This is a genomic window from uncultured Nostoc sp. (assembly GCF_937863485.1).
GTDB lineage: Bacteria > Cyanobacteriota > Cyanobacteriia > Cyanobacteriales > Nostocaceae > Nostoc.
On sequence record NZ_CALMFY010000113.1, the window covers coordinates 35,866 to 55,405 of the forward strand.

A 19,540-nucleotide genomic window follows, 5' to 3' on the forward strand; every position below is an offset into this window, starting at 1 on the left:
TCAAATTAAAAAACCTGTAAATCCTCCAGTAAATCCTCCAGTAAATCCTCCAGTAAATCCTCCAGTAAATCCGCCAGTAAAACCTCCAGAAACTACCTGAAACTATATGCGTAGCGGGTTGCCGTAGGCTATCGCTCCAAGCGTAGAAGACACAGAGAGAAGAAAGAAAAAAAAGAAATGTCTATATTAGTAGTATTAATTTATACTAAATAATGTCTAAAGAACTATAACAACTGTTAACTACTACCTCTACAGCAACCAAAGCAAAAAGTGATATTCCCTACGACTAGAGAGCATCTGCTAACGCTAGATTAAATCAAGGACAGGACTTACACAGGGTTCACCGGATATCCTTATATAGTTCAATCAGATTCTGTGTGTAAGTTCCCAGGAACTAACTTGTTGCTAAAGAGAACATAAATTTATGACTTTTGATTACGACCTGTTTGTAATTGGTGCGGGTTCTGGAGGTTTGGCGGCTTCCAAACGGGCGGCTAGCTACGGGGCAAAAGTGGCGATCGCTGAAGATGATTTAGTTGGTGGGACTTGTGTAATTCGTGGTTGCGTTCCCAAAAAACTCATGGTCTATGGCTCTCATTTTCCTGCACTGTTTAGTGACGCCGCAGGCTATGGCTGGAAAGTCGGTAATGCTGAGTTGGACTGGGAACATTTCATTACATCTATAGATAAGGAAGTTCGACGACTGTCGCAGCTACATATAAGCTTTTTAGAAAAAGCGGGAGTGCAACTAATTCCTAGTCGCGCCACGTTGGTAGACCCACACACCGTAGAAGTAGATGGACGCAAAGTTACAGCAGACAAAATTTTAATTGCTGTTGGTGGGCGTCCTGTCAAGCCAGATTTAGCAGGGATGGAATATGGGATTACCTCTAACGAAATCTTTCATCTCAAAGAACAACCAAAACACATCGTTATTATTGGTGCTGGTTATATCGGCACGGAATTTGCCTGTATTATGCGAGGTTTAGGTTCTGAGGTGACACAAATTACCAGAGGTGAAAAGATTTTGAACGGGTTTGATCACGATGTCCGCATAGAAATCGAAGAGGGGATGACAAACCACGGAATTCGGCTGATTAAGAATAATGTGGTAAAAACAGTTGAAGGTGTGCCAGAAGGGTTAAAACTGACTTTATCAGGGGATGATCAACAACCAGTAATTGCCGATGTCTTTTTAGTAGCGACCGGTCGGATTCCTAATGTAGATGGACTAGGTTTAAAAAACGCTGGGGTTGATGTTGTCGCTAGTTCTATCGAAGGGCCTGGATACCCAACCACAAGTGCGATCGCAGTCAATGAATATAGTCAAACTAGTCAAGCGAATATATTTGCCGTTGGCGATGTCACGGATCGAATTAATTTAACTCCAGTGGCCATTGGCGAAGGTCGCGCCTTTGCAGATAGCGAATTTGGCAGCAATCGGCGAGAATTCAGTCATGAAACTGTAGCCACAGCAATATTTTCTAACCCAGAAGCCGCTACAGTCGGCTGGACAGAAGCCGAAGCACGGGAAAAACTCGGTGATGCTGTAACAATTTATCGCACTCGCTTCCGCCCTATGTACCATAGTTTAACTGGTAAACAAGAGAAGATAATGATGAAGTTGGTGGTTGATAGCAACACTGACAAAGTGCTAGGCGCTCACATGGTGGGTGAAAATGCCGCTGAAATCATTCAAGGTGTGGCGATCGCTGTGAAGATGGGCGCAACTAAAAAAGACTTTGACGCCACTGTTGGTATCCATCCCTCCGCAGCGGAAGAATTTGTCACAATGCGGTAATAAGAGTTAGGAGTTATGAGTTATGAGTTATGAGTTGAAGAAAGAAACTCATAACTTAAAACTTAAAATTCCTAACTTCTTACTCCTGACTTCTAATTACCTACTGTCTTGCAATACATATATCTTCACGGTTTTGCTTCGAGTCCTAATTCTGCCAAAGCGCAGGATATAGGCGATCGCTTTGCCCAAATTCACACAAAGTTAAAAATTCCTGATTTGAATGCTGGCGATTTTTCGCAGTTGACAATCACTCGTCAGATCACTCAAGTTGCCGTAGAATTCAGCAATGATTCTACGCCAGTAACGCTGATTGGCTCAAGTTTAGGTGGTTTGACCTCTGCCCACTTGGGACAGCAAGATTTACAAGTAGAACGTCTTGTGCTGCTAGCACCAGCTTTTGGGTTTTTATCTCATTGGTTGCCCAAGCTAGGCGATGAAGAAGTACAGCGTTGGCAGCAAGAAAAAGATATCATGGTCTACCACTATGGGGAAGGGCGAAAGCTTCCCTTAAATTACAATTTTGTTACAGACGCTGCCCAATACCAAGAGGAGCTTTTACAACGTCCTATCCCCACCCTAATTTTGCATGGAAAAAAGGATGAAGTCATCCCCATCGAAGGTAGTCGTGACTTTGCGCGTTTGCGTCCTTGGGTGGAGTTAGTTGAACTCGCCAGTGACCACGCCTTGGCTGATGTTATGGAAGAAATTTGGCAGGCAATTCGCCTCTTTTGCCAGTTACCTTGAAGTTGTAAAATATTAAACTCAGACCTAACCGAAGATTTTTCAGTAAGTACAACTTAACTCGTAGATCCAAGGAGGCTATATTCACTCACTATCAAGGATGGTTAGGGGAAAATAAGTCTTTTGTGAACAGTATTGATTTAAAATCCAAAATCTAAAATCTAAAATCCAAAATTGATATGCTTCCCTTCATCCGGTCAGATTTAGCCGAATTTACCGCGTATAAACCCCACCCAAGCAGCAATACAGCCGATTCTGTCCCCATACAGTTTGATCGACTGGATACAAATGAAAGCCCCTATGATTTACCACCAGAGTTAAAAGAGAAGCTGGCCTGGACGTATCAGCAAGTAATTGAAACAAATCGTTATCCTGATGGTGGACATGAAACACTTAAGGATGCGATCGCCGAATACGTCAATGAATCAGCCGGTCTATCGCTATCCAATACTGCTGCCAATATTTCTGTGGGCAATGGTTCAGATGAACTAATCCGCTCTTTATTAATCGCCACCTGTCTAGGAGGAGAAGGTTCAATTCTAGTTGCCAATCCCACTTTCTCTATGTACGGAATTTTGGCACAAACTTTGGGCATTCCTGTAGTGGCGGTGGGTAGAAATGAAACAAATTTTGAAATTGATATAAGCGCCGCCCAGTCTGCGATCGAACAAACTCAAAATCCCCCCATTCGCGTAGTTTTTGTAGTACATCCCAATTCGCCGACTGCCAATAGTTTAACTACGGCTGAGTTGGCATGGTTAAAAAGTCTGAGCGAGCATATTTTGGTAGTAATTGATGAAGCTTACTTTGAATTCAGCCAAACTACGCTAGTGGGTGAATTAGCACAGCATCCCAATTGGGTAATATTACGCACTTTTTCTAAAGCCTTCCGATTGGCTGCTCTCCGTGTTGGCTATTGTGTCGCTCATCCGGAAGCGATCGCCATTTTAGAAAAAGTTCGCTTACCTTACAATCTGCCCAGCTTTTCCATAGCAGCAGCATTAGTTGCTTTACAAAACCGCATACTCTTGCTGGAGTCAATTCGCCAAACCCTGAGTGAACGAGCCAAACTCATCGAAATTTTATCCCAGCAACCAGAACTACAAATTACCACAAGCGCTGCTAACTTTATTTACCTACGTCTTAAAGCAAATGGCTTTAATTCACAAGAGGCTGCTTTAAAAACTTTCCACCAGAAACTTAGAACACTCGGAACTCTTGTGCGACACATTAGCGGAGGATTGCGAATTACTGTAGGAACGATAGAGGAAAACGCGCGCACTGTTAATCGAGTCCAAGCTGCTTTGGCAAATTTGGAATTTTAGGAATTTACTTAGTAATTAAATCGGTTGTCCATCTCACTGCCCAAACGGCGTACTATTCCCACTGTTTGTGGCAGGACACCTACTAAAAGAGCAAAAGCAACATCTGGCAAAAGAGCCACTATTTCTGGTGGGAAGTATTGTTCAAATTGATCGAGAATTTTCTGAACTCGCTGCCCAGGCACTGGGTTTTCTGTAATTTGTTTGATCAATCGAATCCACTGTCGCCTAATCAAGTAAGCCTTCTGGCGCTCTTCATTAGATTCGGGAGTTAATAAAGACAGATTACCTATGGGCAATGCTCTTTGGCAATCACAATCGTAATCCCCACCTACAGCAGCCCCAGGCCCAGCAAACTCTGCATGGTATCGTTTAAAGAGGATTAATCCATTTCGTCTACGACTATTGACAATGAAAACTTCTCCACTGTGTAAACGTGTAAGGATATCCGAGCCTTGCGATTGCTCAGTTCCATCTGGCATGACAACAGAGTCAAGGAAACTAGTTTCAGGGTAATAAGTTGATACCATAGAGGTTTGATAGCGTCGATGCTGTTCGCTATCCATGTTTTTTAAACTTTCAACGAATTTGGTAGTACTATGCACTTCAAAAGGGAACTAGCTGTTATGTCAAATCAGGTTTTTGAATTCTTTTATTATCAAGAATCTTTCGGTCAACTTAACTAAAATACTAATAAATAGGCATTGTTTAGTAATTGAGTGATTATATTTTATGAGATATAACTATATTTGTCTGTAAACTCTACAAGTGTTTTCTTAAAGTTTTTATAAAGATGAATATCTTAATTACAAAGTTATTATGAGGTATTGCTGATTTTCTAAGGGGAATTTTACCGCTATTTTTATTATAATTTATTTATCTATCTATCTATATAAAATAGTCAAAAATATTTTCTTTTTTGTTTAATGACAAATCAAAAAGGTCAAATTTTAACATCTAATCATTTAAGTGGAGTTTTCCATAGTTATACTTTTATTAAAATGACAAATGGGAAGCTCCGTAAAAATTCTAAATAAAACATCCTGAGAAAAATTATCCAAAGCTATACACATCTAGCTATTTAGCTAATATGGCTGAGTTTTGAATTAGGTTATTTTGTACTTTAAGCGTCGATATTGGTGATATATTTTATCCAAAGTAATTACAACATCAAAATTTATAGCAAAATAAAATTCAGATAGTGGAATCATCACTCAGATGCTTGTGTAATAACATCTGGCTTGAACGTCTTAGGAAAAATGTATTCCAATTCGATTCGACTTTATGCACCCGATATCCCAGCTTGAAATAAAGTTGCCTTGCTTGATGGTTATTTTCCAAAACGTGGAGATATAAGTCTTGAAATCCCCACTCGCGAGAGACTTTTTCACAGCTACTCAGTAAGCCTGAAGCTACACCATGTCTACGGAATTTTGGGTGAACCGCTAAATTAGATAAGTAAGGAAAACCCATGCCGACCTGGCTCCACGAATCACTGTAACGTACACCCAGTTCCACACTTCCCACTAAGTTATTAGCCGCACCAGTAGTAGCTTCAAAGGCGACTAAACAAATATGACGCGGCAAAGGTGATGCCATGCGATGCCTTAAGTCTTCGTAAATACCCAGACGTAGCAATGGGAAAGCCCATCCCCACATACCCTGTTGGGAGTGAAAGCTTTCAGCAATAATTTGGGCAACACCGATCAAATCAGCAGGTGTAGCTGTACAAATTTGAAATTGGCAGCAAGCTGGATCAATTGGCTGTTGCTGGTATGGATGAAAAAACCGATATTTCAAGGCTAGTTTAGGATTGATTTTATTCAACGAAAATTTTCTCAAATATCCTCAAACACCATTTAAACTGAATAAAAACTTTATATCTGCCCAGGAGATTGAACTGACCTAAGATTGTTAATTCGCTTTTGCTTGTAGAGCCGACAAAGTTTTACACTTTAGTTTAAGGCTTTATAGCCTGTATTTTTGAAAGAGTCTTAGAAGTTACAGCTTCATAAATCTACAATCTTAAGTTCAGTCGGTTCAAGTGCATCCCTTGCTTTAAATAGGGAGGATATCAGCCTGCTTACCACAAAAACATCTGTAAAGTGGTACAGGTTGAGGTGAATGGGCAGAGAAATAGCATAACCTGTCGGTAGGCAGCATTTACAAAATTGTTAGGTAAGTACACCAACGGCAAACTCTGGTTTAAAACCACCCTTGGTTGCAGTACTGAACTCATTTTTACAATTGCCGCTACACTAACACGACTTTGCTACTGGGTCAGCTTAGGAACAGGCTGTACAGCTATTGGGGTTAGAATCTGCAAGGTTCCGTAATTCCTAATATCCAACTTTTCAACCACTATCACTTGTCTTAATGATAGTTCTGATTGCTAAATTGGAAAGAGACATTTGTCTAATAGTATACTTTAGCTTTAAATCTTATTGTTTTAATTTTGCTGATTGTACCATGACTACCATAAATAAAATTTACCTGCAAGTGTTAGTACAACTCCTGGAAAGGGAAAACTTAATATGCAGCTTCATCTGGATTTTTCAGCTAGCTATGAGTGCTGTATGTAGTATCAGAGATTGCTCACACGAGGAAAAGGAAGATTTGGCAAGCAAGCATCGACTCTGTAACCCTAAAACTGACTATGAAAGCAATTACATTGCACCAAAGCAAACGGTAATCGGCATAAGCCATTGAGACAAATTACTGTGAGTAAACGCTCCTACACTCAGCAGTCATGTAGCCAAAGAGCCTTATTGGTCGAAATGCTCTGCTCTTACCTGACTCAGAAAAATCCTTACCTGATCAGATTATTCTTTATCCGACTGCCGTTGCAGCAGGAAAGCGGTGCATGAAATCCCAAGCAAACAGTAAGCCTAAAATTTTGGTTGTCGATGATGAACCAGACAACCTTGATTTGCTTTACCGCACTTTCTATCGCGACTATAAGGTGCTCAGGGCAGCCTCTGGCCCTGCGGCACTGGATTTGCTGGCTCAAGAGGGAGAAGTCGCAGTGATCATCTCCGATCAGCGGATGCCGATGATGAGCGGTACAGAATTTTTGAGCCTAACAGCAACTCAATATCCAGATATTATCCGGATTATTTTAACTGGCTACACCGATGTCGAAGACCTGGTGGAAGCAATCAACGCTGGTAAAGTATTTAAATATGTCACTAAACCGTGGGAAGCCGAGGAACTCAAAGCAGTGGTACGCCAAGCTTTGGATACCCACAATGTCCTAAAAGCCCGCACCCGCGAACTTACCCGCACACTCCGGCAAGAATCGCTGCTAAATACCGTCACAAATACGATTCGCAGTGCTTTAGACTATCGCCAAATTTTACAGGCAATTGTAGATACAGTGGGCCATATGTTGGAGGTGGATGTCTGTCTGTTGCGTCCCTTCCAAGATGAGCAGTTGGCGGATAAAGGATTCATTTATCAGAAGGCTCTGGAAGAAAAAGAACACGGGGATACGGGGATATGGGGACACGGAGATCAGCAAATCAATTTTCCTCTTGTCCCCCCATCTCCCTCTCCTCCCATCCCTTCCTCCTCCCTGCTGGCTCAAACGGTGTGGGAAACCCGCGAAGTCCAGGTAATTCACGATGTGATCGATGATGAGCGCATTCACGGTAAAACTCCCGAACTGCGCGAACGTGGGGCAGCTTTTGCTGCTGCTAACATTTGTTCTAGTTTAGTTGTGCCATTGATCTGCCAACAAGAACTGATGGCAGTGCTGGCACTGCACCAGTGTTCTCTGCCTCGCTTTTGGGGGGATGATGAGGTGCAGCTAGTGTTGATGGTAGCGGATCAGGCAGCTTTAGCTTTGTCTCAAGCTTATGCTTACGAACAAGTACGTGCTCTTGCCAAGCGAGAAGCCCTAATTAATACGATTACTAGCGCGATTCGCTCTAGCTTAGACCCCCAAGATATTTTTGCGGCTATTACCCAGCAATTGGGGCAAGCCTTACAAGTCGATGGCTGTGTCCTCTCTTTGTGGACAGAGGAAGATGAATTTGTCCAGTGTGTGGGCTTGTATGACAGTTTTCAACAGCCGGAAAATTTGCTTAGGCACAGTTCGCCTTTGGCATTGCTAGCCCCAGACAAAAATTTAAATAATAATAACCTATTAACTCAGAGATTACCCTACTCTCATGCATCTATACAGGAGAATCCAATCCTCCAACAAATGCTACAGACACATGAACCAGTGGTAATTGGTAATGTGGGTCATTCTCCCTCACGAGTGAACGGTTTTGATTTGCCTTTAAAAATGCCAGCGCGATCGCTAATGTTTGTGCCATTATTGGCTGATGGGAAATGTATCGGTAGTATTACTTTACATGAAGGTAAAAAAGTCCGCCGATGGCTCTCATCTGATATCGATTTGGCTAAAGCAGTAGCAGCCCAAGCAGCGATCGCTGTGCAGCAGTCACATTTATATCAGAAAACTCGCCAACAGGCTGAACGCTTACTGGAATTAGACAAGCAAAAAACCGAATTTTTCCAAAATATCTCCCATGAGTTTCGCACACCTATCACCTTGATTCAAGGACCTTTAGAGTCGGCGGTGGTGGCTGGTGAGGGATTATCTTACTCCCAATGTGCGATCGCCCTGCGTAACTCCCGTCGCCTGCTACGACTGGTAAATCAACTGCTGGATTTACAACGCCTAGATGCGGGGAGAATGCAGCCTAGTTTCCGCCCTTGCAATATAGTCGAATTTGTCAGCCAAATTGTTGAATCTTTTCGTCCCTACTGTGAGAAAAAGGGACTGCATCTAGTCACTCAGTTAGATGAATGTTCTACGGTGTACTTAGATATGGAAAAATTTGACAAGGTGGTTTACAACCTGCTGTCAAATGCCATGAAGTTTACTCCTGAAGGTGGCACGATCAGCATCAGACTAAAATCTGAAAATGACCGTTGCATACTGCAAGTACAAGACACTGGTATTGGCATTATTAAAGAACAAATTCCTCACCTATTTGAGCGCTTCCGCCAAGCTGAAGGTTCAGCAAACCGCTCCTATGAAGGCAGTGGTTTGGGTTTAGCTTTAGTTAAAGAATTGGTAGAATTACATGGTGGTCAAGTCACTGTGGAATCAGTTTATGGCGAAGGCACTACCTTTAGTTTATGGCTTGTTACTGGAAACGCTCATTTACCCGCACTGCAAGTACTAGAAACGCCTACCGAACTGAACACGAGCCGCGCTAGCGTAGAATTGGCTGATTTAGAACTGGTAGACCCAACAACAGACAATATTGAAGATATTACAAGAAATTTCTCGCCCAGTATTGATACTCAAGACTCAGCACTTAAGACTCAGCAACGCCAGACCGCTCAACAGGGGGAACCCCTGCACACGGCTGGCTCCTCAATTTTAGTTGTAGATGATAACCCGGATTTGCGAACCTATGTATCTGAAATTTTCCGCCGCAATGGCTATCATGTACAGACAGCTCGTAATGGTTATGAAGGGTATGGGATAGCTAAGGAAATTACACCCAGCTTGATTGTGACTGACTTAATGATGCCCTTGGTGAGCGGACTTGAGATGATTCAGATGATCCGCAATGAGGAGAAGCTGAAAGGAACACCAATCATTCTGCTGACAGCGAAAGTTGATGAGCAAACCCGCATCGAAGGTACAGAACATGGCGCGGATGCTTATTTAGCAAAACCATTCAATGATCGGGAACTTTTGGCGGAAGTTCGGAATCTTTTAGGATTGAAAGAAAATGAACGACGAATCGTGGAGTTAAATACTTATCTAACAGAATCGGTGCTAAAGCGCTTTTTGCCGGCTGTATTGGTGCAAAAAGCCGCAACCGGAGATTTAACGTTAGATTTGCGCCCAGAACCACGCTTAATTACAGTTTTGTTTAGTGACATTGTAGGTTTATACACAGCTAGCAAATACCCTCAGATCCCGGCGAGTAGCAGAGTTGCTAAATGAATATTTAGAAGCCATGACTAAGGTTGTGTTTGGCAATGGCGGTACTGTAGATAAATTTATGGGAGATGCTATCTTAGCTTTATACGGAGCGCCGGAAGAACTAACTCCTAATGAACAGGTGCGTCGTGCTATCAATACAGCAAGAGCAATGCACCGTTCACTGGCTGACTTGAACCAGCGCTGGCGAGACCAAGGTGTATTCGATGGTGATAAACTTACTAGCGTCCAGTTCCGATGCGGTATCCACCAAGGTACAGCTGTTGTGGGAATGTTTGGTAGTGCTGAACGTGCTGATTATACTGCCATTGGTCCAAGTGTGAATATTGCTGCAAGGTTACAAGCTGCTGCCCTTCCCAGTACAATCCTGGTTTCTGCTGCCGTGGCAGATTATTTGCAGGAAGAAGAAATTACTAAAGGTAGCCCGCTAGAACTTAAAGGAGTAGATGAAACAGTTTTGACTTTCGCTGTTACACCAGAGGTAATGGTTAATCGCTAAAATTTAGACTGGTATTTTAAAGCATTACCAATGAGTAAGAGTGCCTAATCATATCCAGTTTATATAATATGATACCATCGGTTGCAGACAAAACTCCAATTCCAGCCAAGGTCTGGAGGCGACACACTGACCCACCAGGTTTGTGGATTTCTGTCGTTATAGGTTCAGTCTCTCTGCACTTGCTGGCGTTCTGGCTGATGCGCTCATCTAATGCATTTAGTTTGTGGTTTCCCCAGCAAAGTCAATCTGTTGTTCCCATTGAATTGATAGACATTGCTCCCAAAACAAAATCAATAACCAAATCAAAATCAACAGCAAAAACAGTTTCGCCAAGGCCACTATCCTCAACTCAAAAGTCTGTACCAGCACGTTCAATACAAACAGCACGAACTACGCCCAGAAATCAAGATTTTGGCGCAATAAATTCTGCTGAGAATCTCCAGCAAAAGAGCCGAACTTACGCCTCTCAATCTAATAGCCGACCCTTTAGGCAGCAGAGAGTTCTTACAGCCACACCGAAACCTACACCTACAGCCACACCCAAACCCACAGTTCCAGTCGGTAGTCTACCTTGGAACCGCCGTCAAGAAATCAAACTGGGAAAGGGAACACCACTATCAACAGGTATTCCATCAAATCCACCAGTTTCGGAAGCTGAAAACAGAGAAACTCCGCCACGCACCCCCACTCAGGAAACTCCATCAACTCCGACTAGAGAAACTCCATCAACTCGAACTAGGGAAACTCCAGCAACACCGACTAGAGAAACTCTACCAACTCGAACTAGAGAAACTCCAGCAACTCCGACTGGGGGAGCATCGGTAGCCATAGTAGCTCCTTTGCTTAGAGATAAAGTCAGTAACTTAATACAATCAGGAAGATTACGACAAGATGCTTTACCCGACGTTATCGCTTTATACAGGGGAAGCAACACAAAACAATTGGACTCAAGTTTTCTCCCTGGCGATTCCGAAGTTAAGCCTGCACAGATCCTTGCTAGCTTAGTAATTGATAACAAGGGCAACTTTCAACAGGCTTTAGTCATAGAAATAGAACCAGCAACATCACAAAGTGAAAAAAGCACATATGAGCGAATTCTCAACGAGGTTTTCAAAACAGAAAACTTTCTTGCCGCTCACAACAACGATGGCACAAAACCAGATTTGAGCAATCTGTATGTATGGATCAAAATCCAACCTGCAAATTCCAATTAAATGCTTCAATTTTTGCAAAAACTGTGTTATACTTATAGGGTTGGAATTTTGCGGGCGTAGTTTAGTGGTAAAACTATAGCCTTCCAAGCTATTAATGCGGGTTCGATTCCCGCCGCCCGCTTAGAAAAAACTCTAAAGTACACTAGTTCAGCACAGTTGAAATCCACCTGAGATTTTAATTAGACAAGGGGCAAAAATTTTATATTTAATTTCGCCTAGCTACTTATGTAGTTATCACAATACCTATAGGTAGATAATAAATAGCAAGGTAAGCCAACACTAGTACTACGCTATGTGGCAGGGTATTTTGGAGTAGGTATCTTGCCCAGCCAGTCAATGGAAGTCTGATGTTAAATAGCTTAATTATTGCTTTTCTTTACCAATTAAATAGCCATAATTGATTAAGCAATGCCTGCGGCGGGCTACGCCTACGCTAACCTTGGGCGAACAAATAAAAAAATAGAGGAATATCGCACACCTTTAATTTCCGAGTATCCCTCATTGCTGTGACATCAGCAATATGAAATATTTATTTATCCAAATCTGCCGCTAACGTAATCTCTGGTATCTTGCTGCTGAGGATTGTTGAAAATTAGTTCTGTTGCGTCGTACTCTACCATGTAGCCGTTACGACCTCCAGTTTCTGTAGTTTTAACATTAAAAAAGGCTGTCTTATCAGAAACTCGCGCTGCTTGCTGCATATTATGGGTGACGATAACGATCGTATATTGCTCTTTGAGTTGGTGAATAAGTTCTTCAACCCGTAACGTGGAAATGGGGTCGAGAGCAGAGCAAGGTTCATCCATTAATATAATTTCAGGTTGGACTGCGATCGCACGAGCAATACATAACCTCTGTTGTTGTCCACCGGATAAAGACGAGCCACTTTGTCGCAGTTTATCTTTTACTTCGTCCCACAAAGCCGCTTGCCGCAAACTCCGTTCTACCAATTCATCCATATTACCTTTGTAGCCGTTGATTTTGGCTCCAAAAGCAATATTGTCATAAATTGATTTTGGAAACGGGTTTGGTCTTTGAAACACCATCCCAATTCTCCGACGCACTTCTACAGGATCAATGTCGGATGCATACAAGTTTTTATCGTAAAAAAGTATTTTACCTTCTGCTCGAAATGACTCAATCAGGTCATTGAGGCGGTTATAGCATCGCAACAATGTACTTTTACCACAACCAGAAGGGCCGATAAAGGCTGTCACCTGATTTTTCGGTATATCTAGCCAAATATTCTGCAAGGCTAAAAATTTGCCGTAGTAAACGTTGAGGTTTTCGGTGCGTAAAACGGTTTGAGTATCATTCACTGTGCTAACATTGGTAGCCATAAATTAAGTGCAGTATTAGTTTTAGCGATACAAATCCGCCATGTAGATGCTATTTCACTAAGCTTTCTTGCGAGTTGCCCAGCGAGCGATGATACTTGTGATTAGAACCATCAATACCAAAATCAAAGATGCTGCCCAAGCTAATGATTGCCAATTTTTAAACGGAGAAATAGCGTATTTGTAAACCAAAACAGCAAGGGAAGCTGTTGGTTGGAATAAGCTATCGGGCCAAAAATTGGAAAAAAGGGCGGTAAATAGTAAAGGTGCAGTTTCTCCAGATGCTCTGGCGATCGCTAGCGTTGCTCCAGTTACAATTGCTGGTAGAGCGGCTGGCAAAACTACTTGTGTTACTGTTTGAAAGTTAGTTGCTCCTAACCCTACAGATGCTTGTCGCAAATCTTGCGATACTAACTGCAAGGCTTCATCAGTGGTTCGGACAATAATTGGCAACATCAAAATTGCCAGTGCAAACCCTCCACCTAGAGCAGAATATGATCCTAAGTTTAACTTTACCAGTGTCAAAACTACAATGCCATAGGCAAATACCCCAGCAATAATTGAGGGGACTCCACTGAGCACGTTAGCCGCAAAACGTACCCATCTTGCTACTTGGGCGGAGCTAAATTCTGTGATGTAAATCGCCGCTAAAACACCAAACGGGATACTAATCACCGCCGCAATTCCTACCATCAGCAGCGTGCCTAAAACGGCATTACCAAAACCTCCTCCCTTTTGTAAAGCTTTAGGTGGTAGTTCAAAAAAGACACTGGGACTCAAACTGCTAAAGCCTTGAATAATAACGTAAGAAAGCACTGCTAGCAAAGGCACAAGTGCCAATACTCCACAGATAAATGCGACTACGGTCATTACTGTATTAAACAGTGTTCTTTGAGACATGGGAGCGCGAGTTAGACTCCGCTCTGGAAAACTAGAAGTCATAATTCAACCCAAAACTAAGCTACAGTCGCTTGACTCTCAGAACGATAAACTCGGCCATGATATTGACTACCAGGGTCAAGAAGAATAGAACTAAAGCAGCGTACATTAAAGCCGAAACTTGCAAACCACTAGCTTCTGAAAATTGATTTGCCAGTAGAGAAGAAATCGTATTGCCTGGTGCTAACAGTGAGATACTAATGTTGTTAGAATTACCAATCAACATTGTTACAGCCATTGTTTCTCCCATTGCCCGACCGAGTGCCAACATCACAGCACTAACTATCCCCGAAAAGGCTGCTGGAATCAGAATTTGCAAAATCGTTTCCCAGCGGGTCGCTCCTAGTCCTACGGCGGCTTGACGCAAACTGGGAGGTATAGAAATCAAGGCATCGCGCGATAGGGCTGTGATGATGGGCAAAGTCATAATTGCTAATATGACTCCCGCCGGCAACATTCCTGGTCCTGTAGGGGAGGTGCTAAAAAATGGTATCCAGCCAAAGTAACTATTGAGCCATTTTCCGAAGTTAGTTAAGATAGGCACTAATACAAAAATACCCCAGACGCCGTAAACAACGCTGGGAATAGCTGCGAGCAGTTCTACCGCAAAAACCAGTACCAACTTCACTTTTGCGGGCAAAAAATCCTCACTTAGTACAATAGCGGTACCAACCCCAATCGGTACAGCTATCAACAGACCAATAAAAGAACTCAAGAGAGTTCCATAAATTTGAGGTAGCACCCCGTAGCTATCATTAACTGGGTTCCAAGTCGTGTTAGCTAAAAAGCTAGCCCCAAACTTTTGGATGGCAGGCCAAGAAGCAATTGCAACCTGGAAGCCGATCCATAATAAAGTGGCAGCAACCCCAAAGGCGAAAATTTTAGTAAGCCAAATAAAACCCTGATCTAGGGACTTATCCGCATCAGAGCGATTTTTTGTCGCTGATGAAATGTTTTGAGAATTTGTAGTCATGACTACCGACTTTCACAATTAAATCAGAAGAAAATGTGGGAGGCAACCAGATCAACAAAATTGTTGCTTCATCGTCTTTTGAAACTAAGACACTGGTAACAAAGAGTTTCAAGTTACGAATGCTTATAGTCTAGTAAGCAGCCTAAAAATTATCGTCTAGAAATACCTCATGTCTTGACTGTAGCTACTTGCTAGCGCTAGTACCACTACCAACAGCAATTTTATACTCTGGACTAATTTGATCGGCAGCAGCAGCTACCTTTGTGATCACGTTTTGGGGTAGGGGAACATACCCTAGTGCAACAGCCTGTTTTTGACCATCGGTTAAGGCGTATTCGATCGCAGCTTCAACTGCCTTAGCTTTTGCGGCACTGGGATATTTCTTGTAAGCCAAAATCCAGGTGTAAGTGACGATGGGATAGGAATCAGCCCCTTCTGGATCGGAAATGAAGACGCGGAGATCAGGCGGTAAAGTTGCTGATGCCAGAGTTTTAGAGGCTGACTCCTCACTAGGTACAATAAACTTACCGCCTTTGTTTTCTAAAGCAGCAAACTTGAGACTATTTTGTTTGGCATAGCCGTACTCGACATAACCAATAGAACCTTGTGTTTGTTGAACTTGGGCAGTAACACCCTCATTACCCTTAGCACCAACTCCCGTAGGCCAGTTGACAGTTTTGCCTTCACCAACTTTAGTCTTCCACTCCGGGCTAATAGCGCTGAGGTGTTTTGTAAACACACCTGTTGTTCCGCTACCATCTGAACGATAAACAACTGTGATTGACAGTTTAGGAAGCTTTGCACCTGGGTTAGCCTTGGCAATTTGGGGATCATCCCAAGACTTGATTTTGCCTAGAAGAATATCGGCGTAAACGGCTCGTGGTAGCTTTAGTTCTGCAACATCTGGCAAGTTGTAAGCTAGCACGATGCTACCAGCAGTTACAGGCAGTAAAATAACGCCCTTATCCGCTGGCACTTTCTGGATTTCTTCATCCTTCATGGCAACATCGCTGGCACCAAAGTCTACAGTCCCTTTGATAAATTGCTCAACTCCAGCACCGCTACCAACTGAGGCATAGTCAACTTGTAGATTTGGATATTTTTTGTTTAGATCCGTAAACCATGTATCATACAATGGTGCTGGGAAAGACGCACCAGCCCCGCTTAATTTTATATTTCCACCCAAATCTAATTTGGTTGTACTGGAGGCAGTAGTATCTGTAGCAGTACCAGAAGGAGTATCCTTGGTGGCTATATTATCTGAGTTTTGCTGTCCGCCACATGCAGCTAGACTGATTGTCAGTGCTAACACTGAAATTGAACCTGTGAGGCGATGAATTTTCATTACACTAAGACGTGAGGGCATCGCTATCAATTTTGAGTAACTTTGCAGGTAAGCGCTTCTAAGGATACCCCTAAAGAATAATGGTTAAGGTAAAGGTTAGGTTAATAAAGCAAAAAAATGCTTGTTTTTTTTTGATGAAGAACAAACACTCGTTTCTACTTTTGCTTGATAAAATTAATACTGCTTTAGTCACCCGTTACAAAGAGTACCACAGTAATTTGGTTACAGATATTTACAAAACTCTATTAATAGTGTAAATTTATTGGTCAAGTCATAAAAAAATATGAAAGTGTGGTATATTATCAAACTTAATAAATTTGGGAATTTATGAAATTTGTTTCTGCTTATCAACCTAAGCAGACTAAAGTCATAACTAAACAATCTAAGTTTAGCCAGTGAACTTATTGTTTAGAGAAAGCAGAAAAATAATAAATTGGCTATTTTTATGGAGAGGAGGCGGGGCGATCGCTAAAAAATAGTGAATTAAGGAATTATTTTTAACACTTTGTAGCATAATTTGGCGCTGAATCTAAAAACTTAGTTTAAATCCTAAATTTTGCTAATTTGAAGACCTATTAGGTCAAATACCATAATCAGACTACGCTTCAGTCAATAAAATTACAGCTATAGACACCTAAGTTATAATTCGCAGAACTGAAAAGTTACATACCAAAAAGGCAAAAAAAATATGTTAATTCTTAGAGGATGTTTGAAAAGTCGTAGAGTATACCAAAAACCCCACTTCCATTCCTCTAACAGAAGTGGAGAGAGGCTTTTAAACCCCCATTGCCTTGTAGGGAAGGCTTGCTCGCGGGGTTAGGTTTCTGAAGTTTTGATGTTAACAATAATACTTTTCAAGCATCCTCTTAAAGGTGTCAGTATAAATTTCATTTCAATGCTAATGAACATATTAGTTGCTGTTGGTTTTCTCTTTTGCCTTTCCCCGGTTGCCTGATAAATGTTTGCTGCTTCCAATCAATTACTATGGTCTATGATTGGCTTACTCCTGACAATGGGTGGTACCTTCCTAGAAGCTTATGGCATCACCTTACCTTGGAATTGGAGTAAGCACGGAATTCAGACTTTTTCTTTAGGTGTCACTTTTCAAATTGGCGCTGTACTATTGGTGGGTTGCTTAGGGGGCAAAAATGCCGGCGCACTCTCGCAAATTGCCTATTTAGTGATGGGGTTAACCTTATTACCTGTATTTGCCGATGGTGGTGGTCTTGGTTATGTTAAGCTATCTCAGTTTGGTTATCTACTAGGTTTTATTCCTGGAGCTTGGATTTGTGGTTTCTTCGCCTTTAAAGCTAGACCTCGACTAGAAACTCTCGCCTTTAGTTGCATCTGTGGCTTATTAACTCTCCACCTATGGGGTATTACTTATTTAATTATTAGCTATATTTTTCAGTGGAAAGGTACAGAAAATCTACCATTAATGCAAGCAATCCTCAAATACTCCTGGTTTGCACTACCAGGGCAATTAAGTGTAGTCTGTGCCGTTACCGTAATAGCATATGTATTGCGTCACTTAATGTTTTATTAGTTATGGAGGGGCTAGAAGCTAGAGGCTAGGGGCTAGAAATTTAAAATTCTTCTAATCCCTATACCCTACTGCTTAGTCCCTAGTCCCTAATCCTAGTCCCTAGCCCCTAGTTTCATGCGTTTAAAAAATCGCCTTTTCTGGATCGCTGCCTTCATAGCTTTTTTCTTAGACCAAATAACAAAATACTGGGTGGTGCAAACCTTTAGCTTGGGGCAGACACTACCACTTTTACCTAGGATATTTCACTTCACCTATGTCACTAACACTGGTGCCGCTTTTAGTCTGTTAAGTGGGAAAGTAGAGTGGTTGCGCTGGCTATCTTTAGGAGTGAGTTTAGTATTGATAGCCTTGGCCTTATTTAGTCCAATGTTAAATTTGTGGGATCAGTTAGGCTATGGCTTGATTTTAGGTGGAGCTATGGGCAACGGTATTGATCGCTTTGTTTTAGGCTATGTCGTTGATTTTCTTGATTTTCGCCTGATTAACTTTGCTGTATTTAATGTGGCAGATTCATTTATTAGTATCGGTATTGTTTGCCTGTTAATTGCTTCCTTGCAAAAAACACCAACTTCAACTGGCAGGCCCCATTAAACTATTAAGCCTGGGATGATTAATCCCAGGCTATTGATTACAGAAATCCTTGCTCAGTCCTATATGCCAAGATATCTATAGGTTCCAGCAATTATGGTTCGTAATCTTACACCAGTTCGCATAACTGGTGCAAGAGGTCAAGATGCAGCGGCGATCGCTAATGACAAACTAGTATTCAGATTATGCCCCAGATTTTAATTTAATTGCCTGTGGTAGGAGTTTTTGGCGAACTTGGAGTACTGGGAGAGTTTCCTGGTTCGGTAGTGCTGCCAGGAGTACCAGACTCAGGTGGAGTTGTTGAGCTTCCTGGTTCGGGATTGATTTCAGTAGTGCCAGACTCAGGTGAAGTTGGGTTTCCTGGTACGGTACTGCTGCCAGGAGTGCTAGATCCAGGTGGGGTAACGCTTCCTGGTGCTGGAGTTAAGTTGCTAGGAGCGCCAGGTTGAGATGGGGTAAGGGTTCCTGGTTCGGTAGGACTGCCAGGTTCAGATGGGTTAGTGGTTCCTGATCCTGGAGTTATGTTACCAGGTTCAGATGGGGTAGTTCCTGATCCTGGAGTGGTTTCGGGAGTGCTAGATCCAGGTGGTGTTTTGGTTCCTGGTCTGGTTCCTGGTGCAGTTGTACTATCTGGAGTAGTGGTGGTGCTACTGGGCGTGGTTTCTGCAGGAGTTGTAGTGCTACTAGGAGCGCTACTAGGGACGACTGCTGTGCCGCCGGGACAGCGGGAGTTGAGCGGAAAATACTCGCACAGAATTTTCATCCCTTCTGGCGACATCTTGATTTCCGTTGGTGCACTAGTAGACTCGCTACTGGATTGGGCTATGGGGGATTTACTGGATTCGGCTACGGCAATATTAGTGGTGAAAGCCAAAGATAGAGCTGTACCAATCAGGGTCAGAGATTTTCCCATCATTCTAAAATTAACCTCAACGGAACACTCGACCTATTAAAACAGACTATAAGATTTAGAAAATCTTCCTAAATGAGGATATTTAGGTTTGTTTCAGAATATGTGGATATGTAAAATTGGTAAAAATTAAATCTGTTATTTTTTAACATTTGGTGCTTTAAAATACATTAATAAAAAATATAGTTGTAGTTATTGAACTAGTAATACTAGATAAAACAAGTCTTTGAGAATAGATAAAAAATTTATACCTCTGGAAATAAGTGATAAAAATAACAAATTAATTATAAAGACAAAGTACAAGTAAGTATAAAATCGAGCAAAAAGTTCCGTATAGCTAATTTATGCTTT

Annotated in this window: 13 protein-coding genes, 1 tRNA gene and 1 pseudogene; 8 read left to right on the forward strand and 7 right to left on the reverse strand. The window is 42.0% G+C overall.

Annotation, left to right across the window (positions count from 1 at the left end; all coding sequences use genetic code 11):
* The first annotated feature begins 424 nt into the window (after positions 1–424).
* The 3 genes from gor to Q0541_RS14810 all read left to right on the forward strand — a co-directional run bounded on the left by gor (position 425) and on the right by Q0541_RS14810 (position 3,867).
* A complete protein-coding gene (gor, locus tag Q0541_RS14800) occupies positions 425–1,801 on the forward strand; it encodes a glutathione-disulfide reductase (protein WP_298911470.1) in 1,377 nt (458 codons plus the stop codon).
* A gap of 108 nt (positions 1,802–1,909) precedes the next feature.
* Positions 1,910–2,545 (forward strand): YqiA/YcfP family alpha/beta fold hydrolase, encoded by a 636-nt coding sequence (locus Q0541_RS14805; RefSeq protein WP_298911471.1) that lies wholly within the window; start codon positions 1,910–1,912, stop codon positions 2,543–2,545.
* A gap of 176 nt (positions 2,546–2,721) precedes the next feature.
* Complete coding sequence (locus tag Q0541_RS14810; RefSeq protein ID WP_298911472.1) at positions 2,722–3,867, forward strand: histidinol-phosphate transaminase; 1,146 nt, start codon at positions 2,722–2,724, stop codon at positions 3,865–3,867.
* 8 nt (positions 3,868–3,875) lie between these two features.
* Here Q0541_RS14810 and Q0541_RS14815 read toward each other — a convergent pair whose 3' ends face one another.
* The gene (locus tag Q0541_RS14815) at positions 3,876–4,430 is read right to left on the reverse strand and encodes a hypothetical protein (protein ID WP_298911473.1); all 555 of its coding nucleotides are present in this window, start codon (positions 4,428–4,430) and stop codon (positions 3,876–3,878) included.
* 628 nt (positions 4,431–5,058) lie between these two features.
* Positions 5,059–5,691 carry a GNAT family N-acetyltransferase gene (locus tag Q0541_RS14820; protein ID WP_298911474.1) on the reverse strand — a complete coding sequence of 211 codons (633 nt, stop codon included), beginning with the start codon at positions 5,689–5,691 and terminating at the stop codon, positions 5,059–5,061.
* A 1,036-nt stretch (positions 5,692–6,727) separates the two neighbouring features.
* On the opposite strand from Q0541_RS14820, the pseudogene Q0541_RS14825 reads away from it, so the two are divergent.
* The 3 genes and pseudogenes from Q0541_RS14825 to Q0541_RS14835 all read left to right on the forward strand — a co-directional run bounded on the left by Q0541_RS14825 (position 6,728) and on the right by Q0541_RS14835 (position 11,672).
* Positions 6,728–10,337 (forward strand): annotated as a pseudogene (locus Q0541_RS14825) (response regulator).
* 68 nt (positions 10,338–10,405) lie between these two features.
* Positions 10,406–11,551, forward strand: a complete 1,146-nt coding sequence (locus tag Q0541_RS14830; protein WP_298911475.1) for a hypothetical protein — start codon at positions 10,406–10,408, stop codon at positions 11,549–11,551.
* Positions 11,552–11,601: 50 nt separating this feature from the next.
* Positions 11,602–11,672: transfer RNA gene (locus Q0541_RS14835), tRNA-Gly, on the forward strand.
* Between the two features lie 412 nt (positions 11,673–12,084).
* Here the strand turns inward: Q0541_RS14835 and pstB are convergent.
* From pstB to pstS, 4 genes are all read right to left on the reverse strand, one after another.
* The gene (gene pstB / locus Q0541_RS14840) at positions 12,085–12,891 is read right to left on the reverse strand and encodes a phosphate ABC transporter ATP-binding protein PstB (protein ID WP_273767345.1); all 807 of its coding nucleotides are present in this window, start codon (positions 12,889–12,891) and stop codon (positions 12,085–12,087) included.
* A 57-nt stretch (positions 12,892–12,948) separates the two neighbouring features.
* Positions 12,949–13,830: a phosphate ABC transporter permease PstA gene (gene pstA, locus Q0541_RS14845; RefSeq protein WP_298911476.1), complete on the reverse strand. Its 882-nt coding sequence runs from the start codon at positions 13,828–13,830 to the stop codon at positions 12,949–12,951.
* A gap of 19 nt (positions 13,831–13,849) precedes the next feature.
* Positions 13,850–14,800, reverse strand: coding sequence for a phosphate ABC transporter permease subunit PstC (gene pstC / locus Q0541_RS14850; protein WP_298911477.1), 951 nt, complete (start codon positions 14,798–14,800; stop codon positions 13,850–13,852).
* A gap of 184 nt (positions 14,801–14,984) precedes the next feature.
* Positions 14,985–16,166: a phosphate ABC transporter substrate-binding protein PstS gene (pstS, locus tag Q0541_RS14855; RefSeq protein WP_298911478.1), complete on the reverse strand. Its 1,182-nt coding sequence runs from the start codon at positions 16,164–16,166 to the stop codon at positions 14,985–14,987.
* Between the two features lie 937 nt (positions 16,167–17,103).
* Here pstS and Q0541_RS14860 point away from each other — a divergent pair.
* On the forward strand, positions 17,104–17,691 hold the full coding sequence (locus tag Q0541_RS14860) for a biotin transporter BioY (RefSeq protein WP_298911479.1): 588 nt from the start codon (positions 17,104–17,106) through the stop codon (positions 17,689–17,691).
* A gap of 114 nt (positions 17,692–17,805) precedes the next feature.
* Complete coding sequence (gene lspA / locus Q0541_RS14865) at positions 17,806–18,282, forward strand: signal peptidase II (RefSeq protein ID WP_298911480.1); 477 nt, start codon at positions 17,806–17,808, stop codon at positions 18,280–18,282.
* A gap of 199 nt (positions 18,283–18,481) precedes the next feature.
* Here lspA and Q0541_RS14870 read toward each other — a convergent pair whose 3' ends face one another.
* Positions 18,482–19,195, reverse strand: a complete 714-nt coding sequence (locus Q0541_RS14870) for a hypothetical protein (protein ID WP_298911481.1) — start codon at positions 19,193–19,195, stop codon at positions 18,482–18,484.
* Positions 19,196–19,540: the final 345 nt, after the last annotated feature.

Excerpts from the sequence above, each read along its gene's own strand:
- gor (WP_298911470.1), top strand. The coding sequence starts at position 425 with ATGACTTTTGATTACGACCTGTTTGTAATTGGTGCGGGTTCTGGAGGT.
- Q0541_RS14810 (WP_298911472.1), top strand. The coding sequence starts at position 2,722 with ATGCTTCCCTTCATCCGGTCAGATTTAGCCGAATTTACCGCGTATAAA.
- Q0541_RS14815 (WP_298911473.1), bottom strand. The coding sequence starts at position 4,430 with ATGGATAGCGAACAGCATCGACGCTATCAAACCTCTATGGTATCAACT.
- Q0541_RS14830 (WP_298911475.1), top strand. The coding sequence starts at position 10,406 with ATGATACCATCGGTTGCAGACAAAACTCCAATTCCAGCCAAGGTCTGG.
- pstB (WP_273767345.1), bottom strand. The coding sequence starts at position 12,891 with ATGGCTACCAATGTTAGCACAGTGAATGATACTCAAACCGTTTTACGC.
- pstA (WP_298911476.1), bottom strand. The coding sequence starts at position 13,830 with ATGACTTCTAGTTTTCCAGAGCGGAGTCTAACTCGCGCTCCCATGTCT.
- pstC (WP_298911477.1), bottom strand. The coding sequence starts at position 14,800 with ATGACTACAAATTCTCAAAACATTTCATCAGCGACAAAAAATCGCTCT.
- pstS (WP_298911478.1), bottom strand. The coding sequence starts at position 16,166 with ATGCCCTCACGTCTTAGTGTAATGAAAATTCATCGCCTCACAGGTTCA.
- Q0541_RS14860 (WP_298911479.1), top strand. The coding sequence starts at position 17,104 with ATGTTTGCTGCTTCCAATCAATTACTATGGTCTATGATTGGCTTACTC.
- lspA (WP_298911480.1), top strand. The coding sequence starts at position 17,806 with ATGCGTTTAAAAAATCGCCTTTTCTGGATCGCTGCCTTCATAGCTTTT.
- Q0541_RS14870 (WP_298911481.1), bottom strand. The coding sequence starts at position 19,195 with ATGATGGGAAAATCTCTGACCCTGATTGGTACAGCTCTATCTTTGGCT.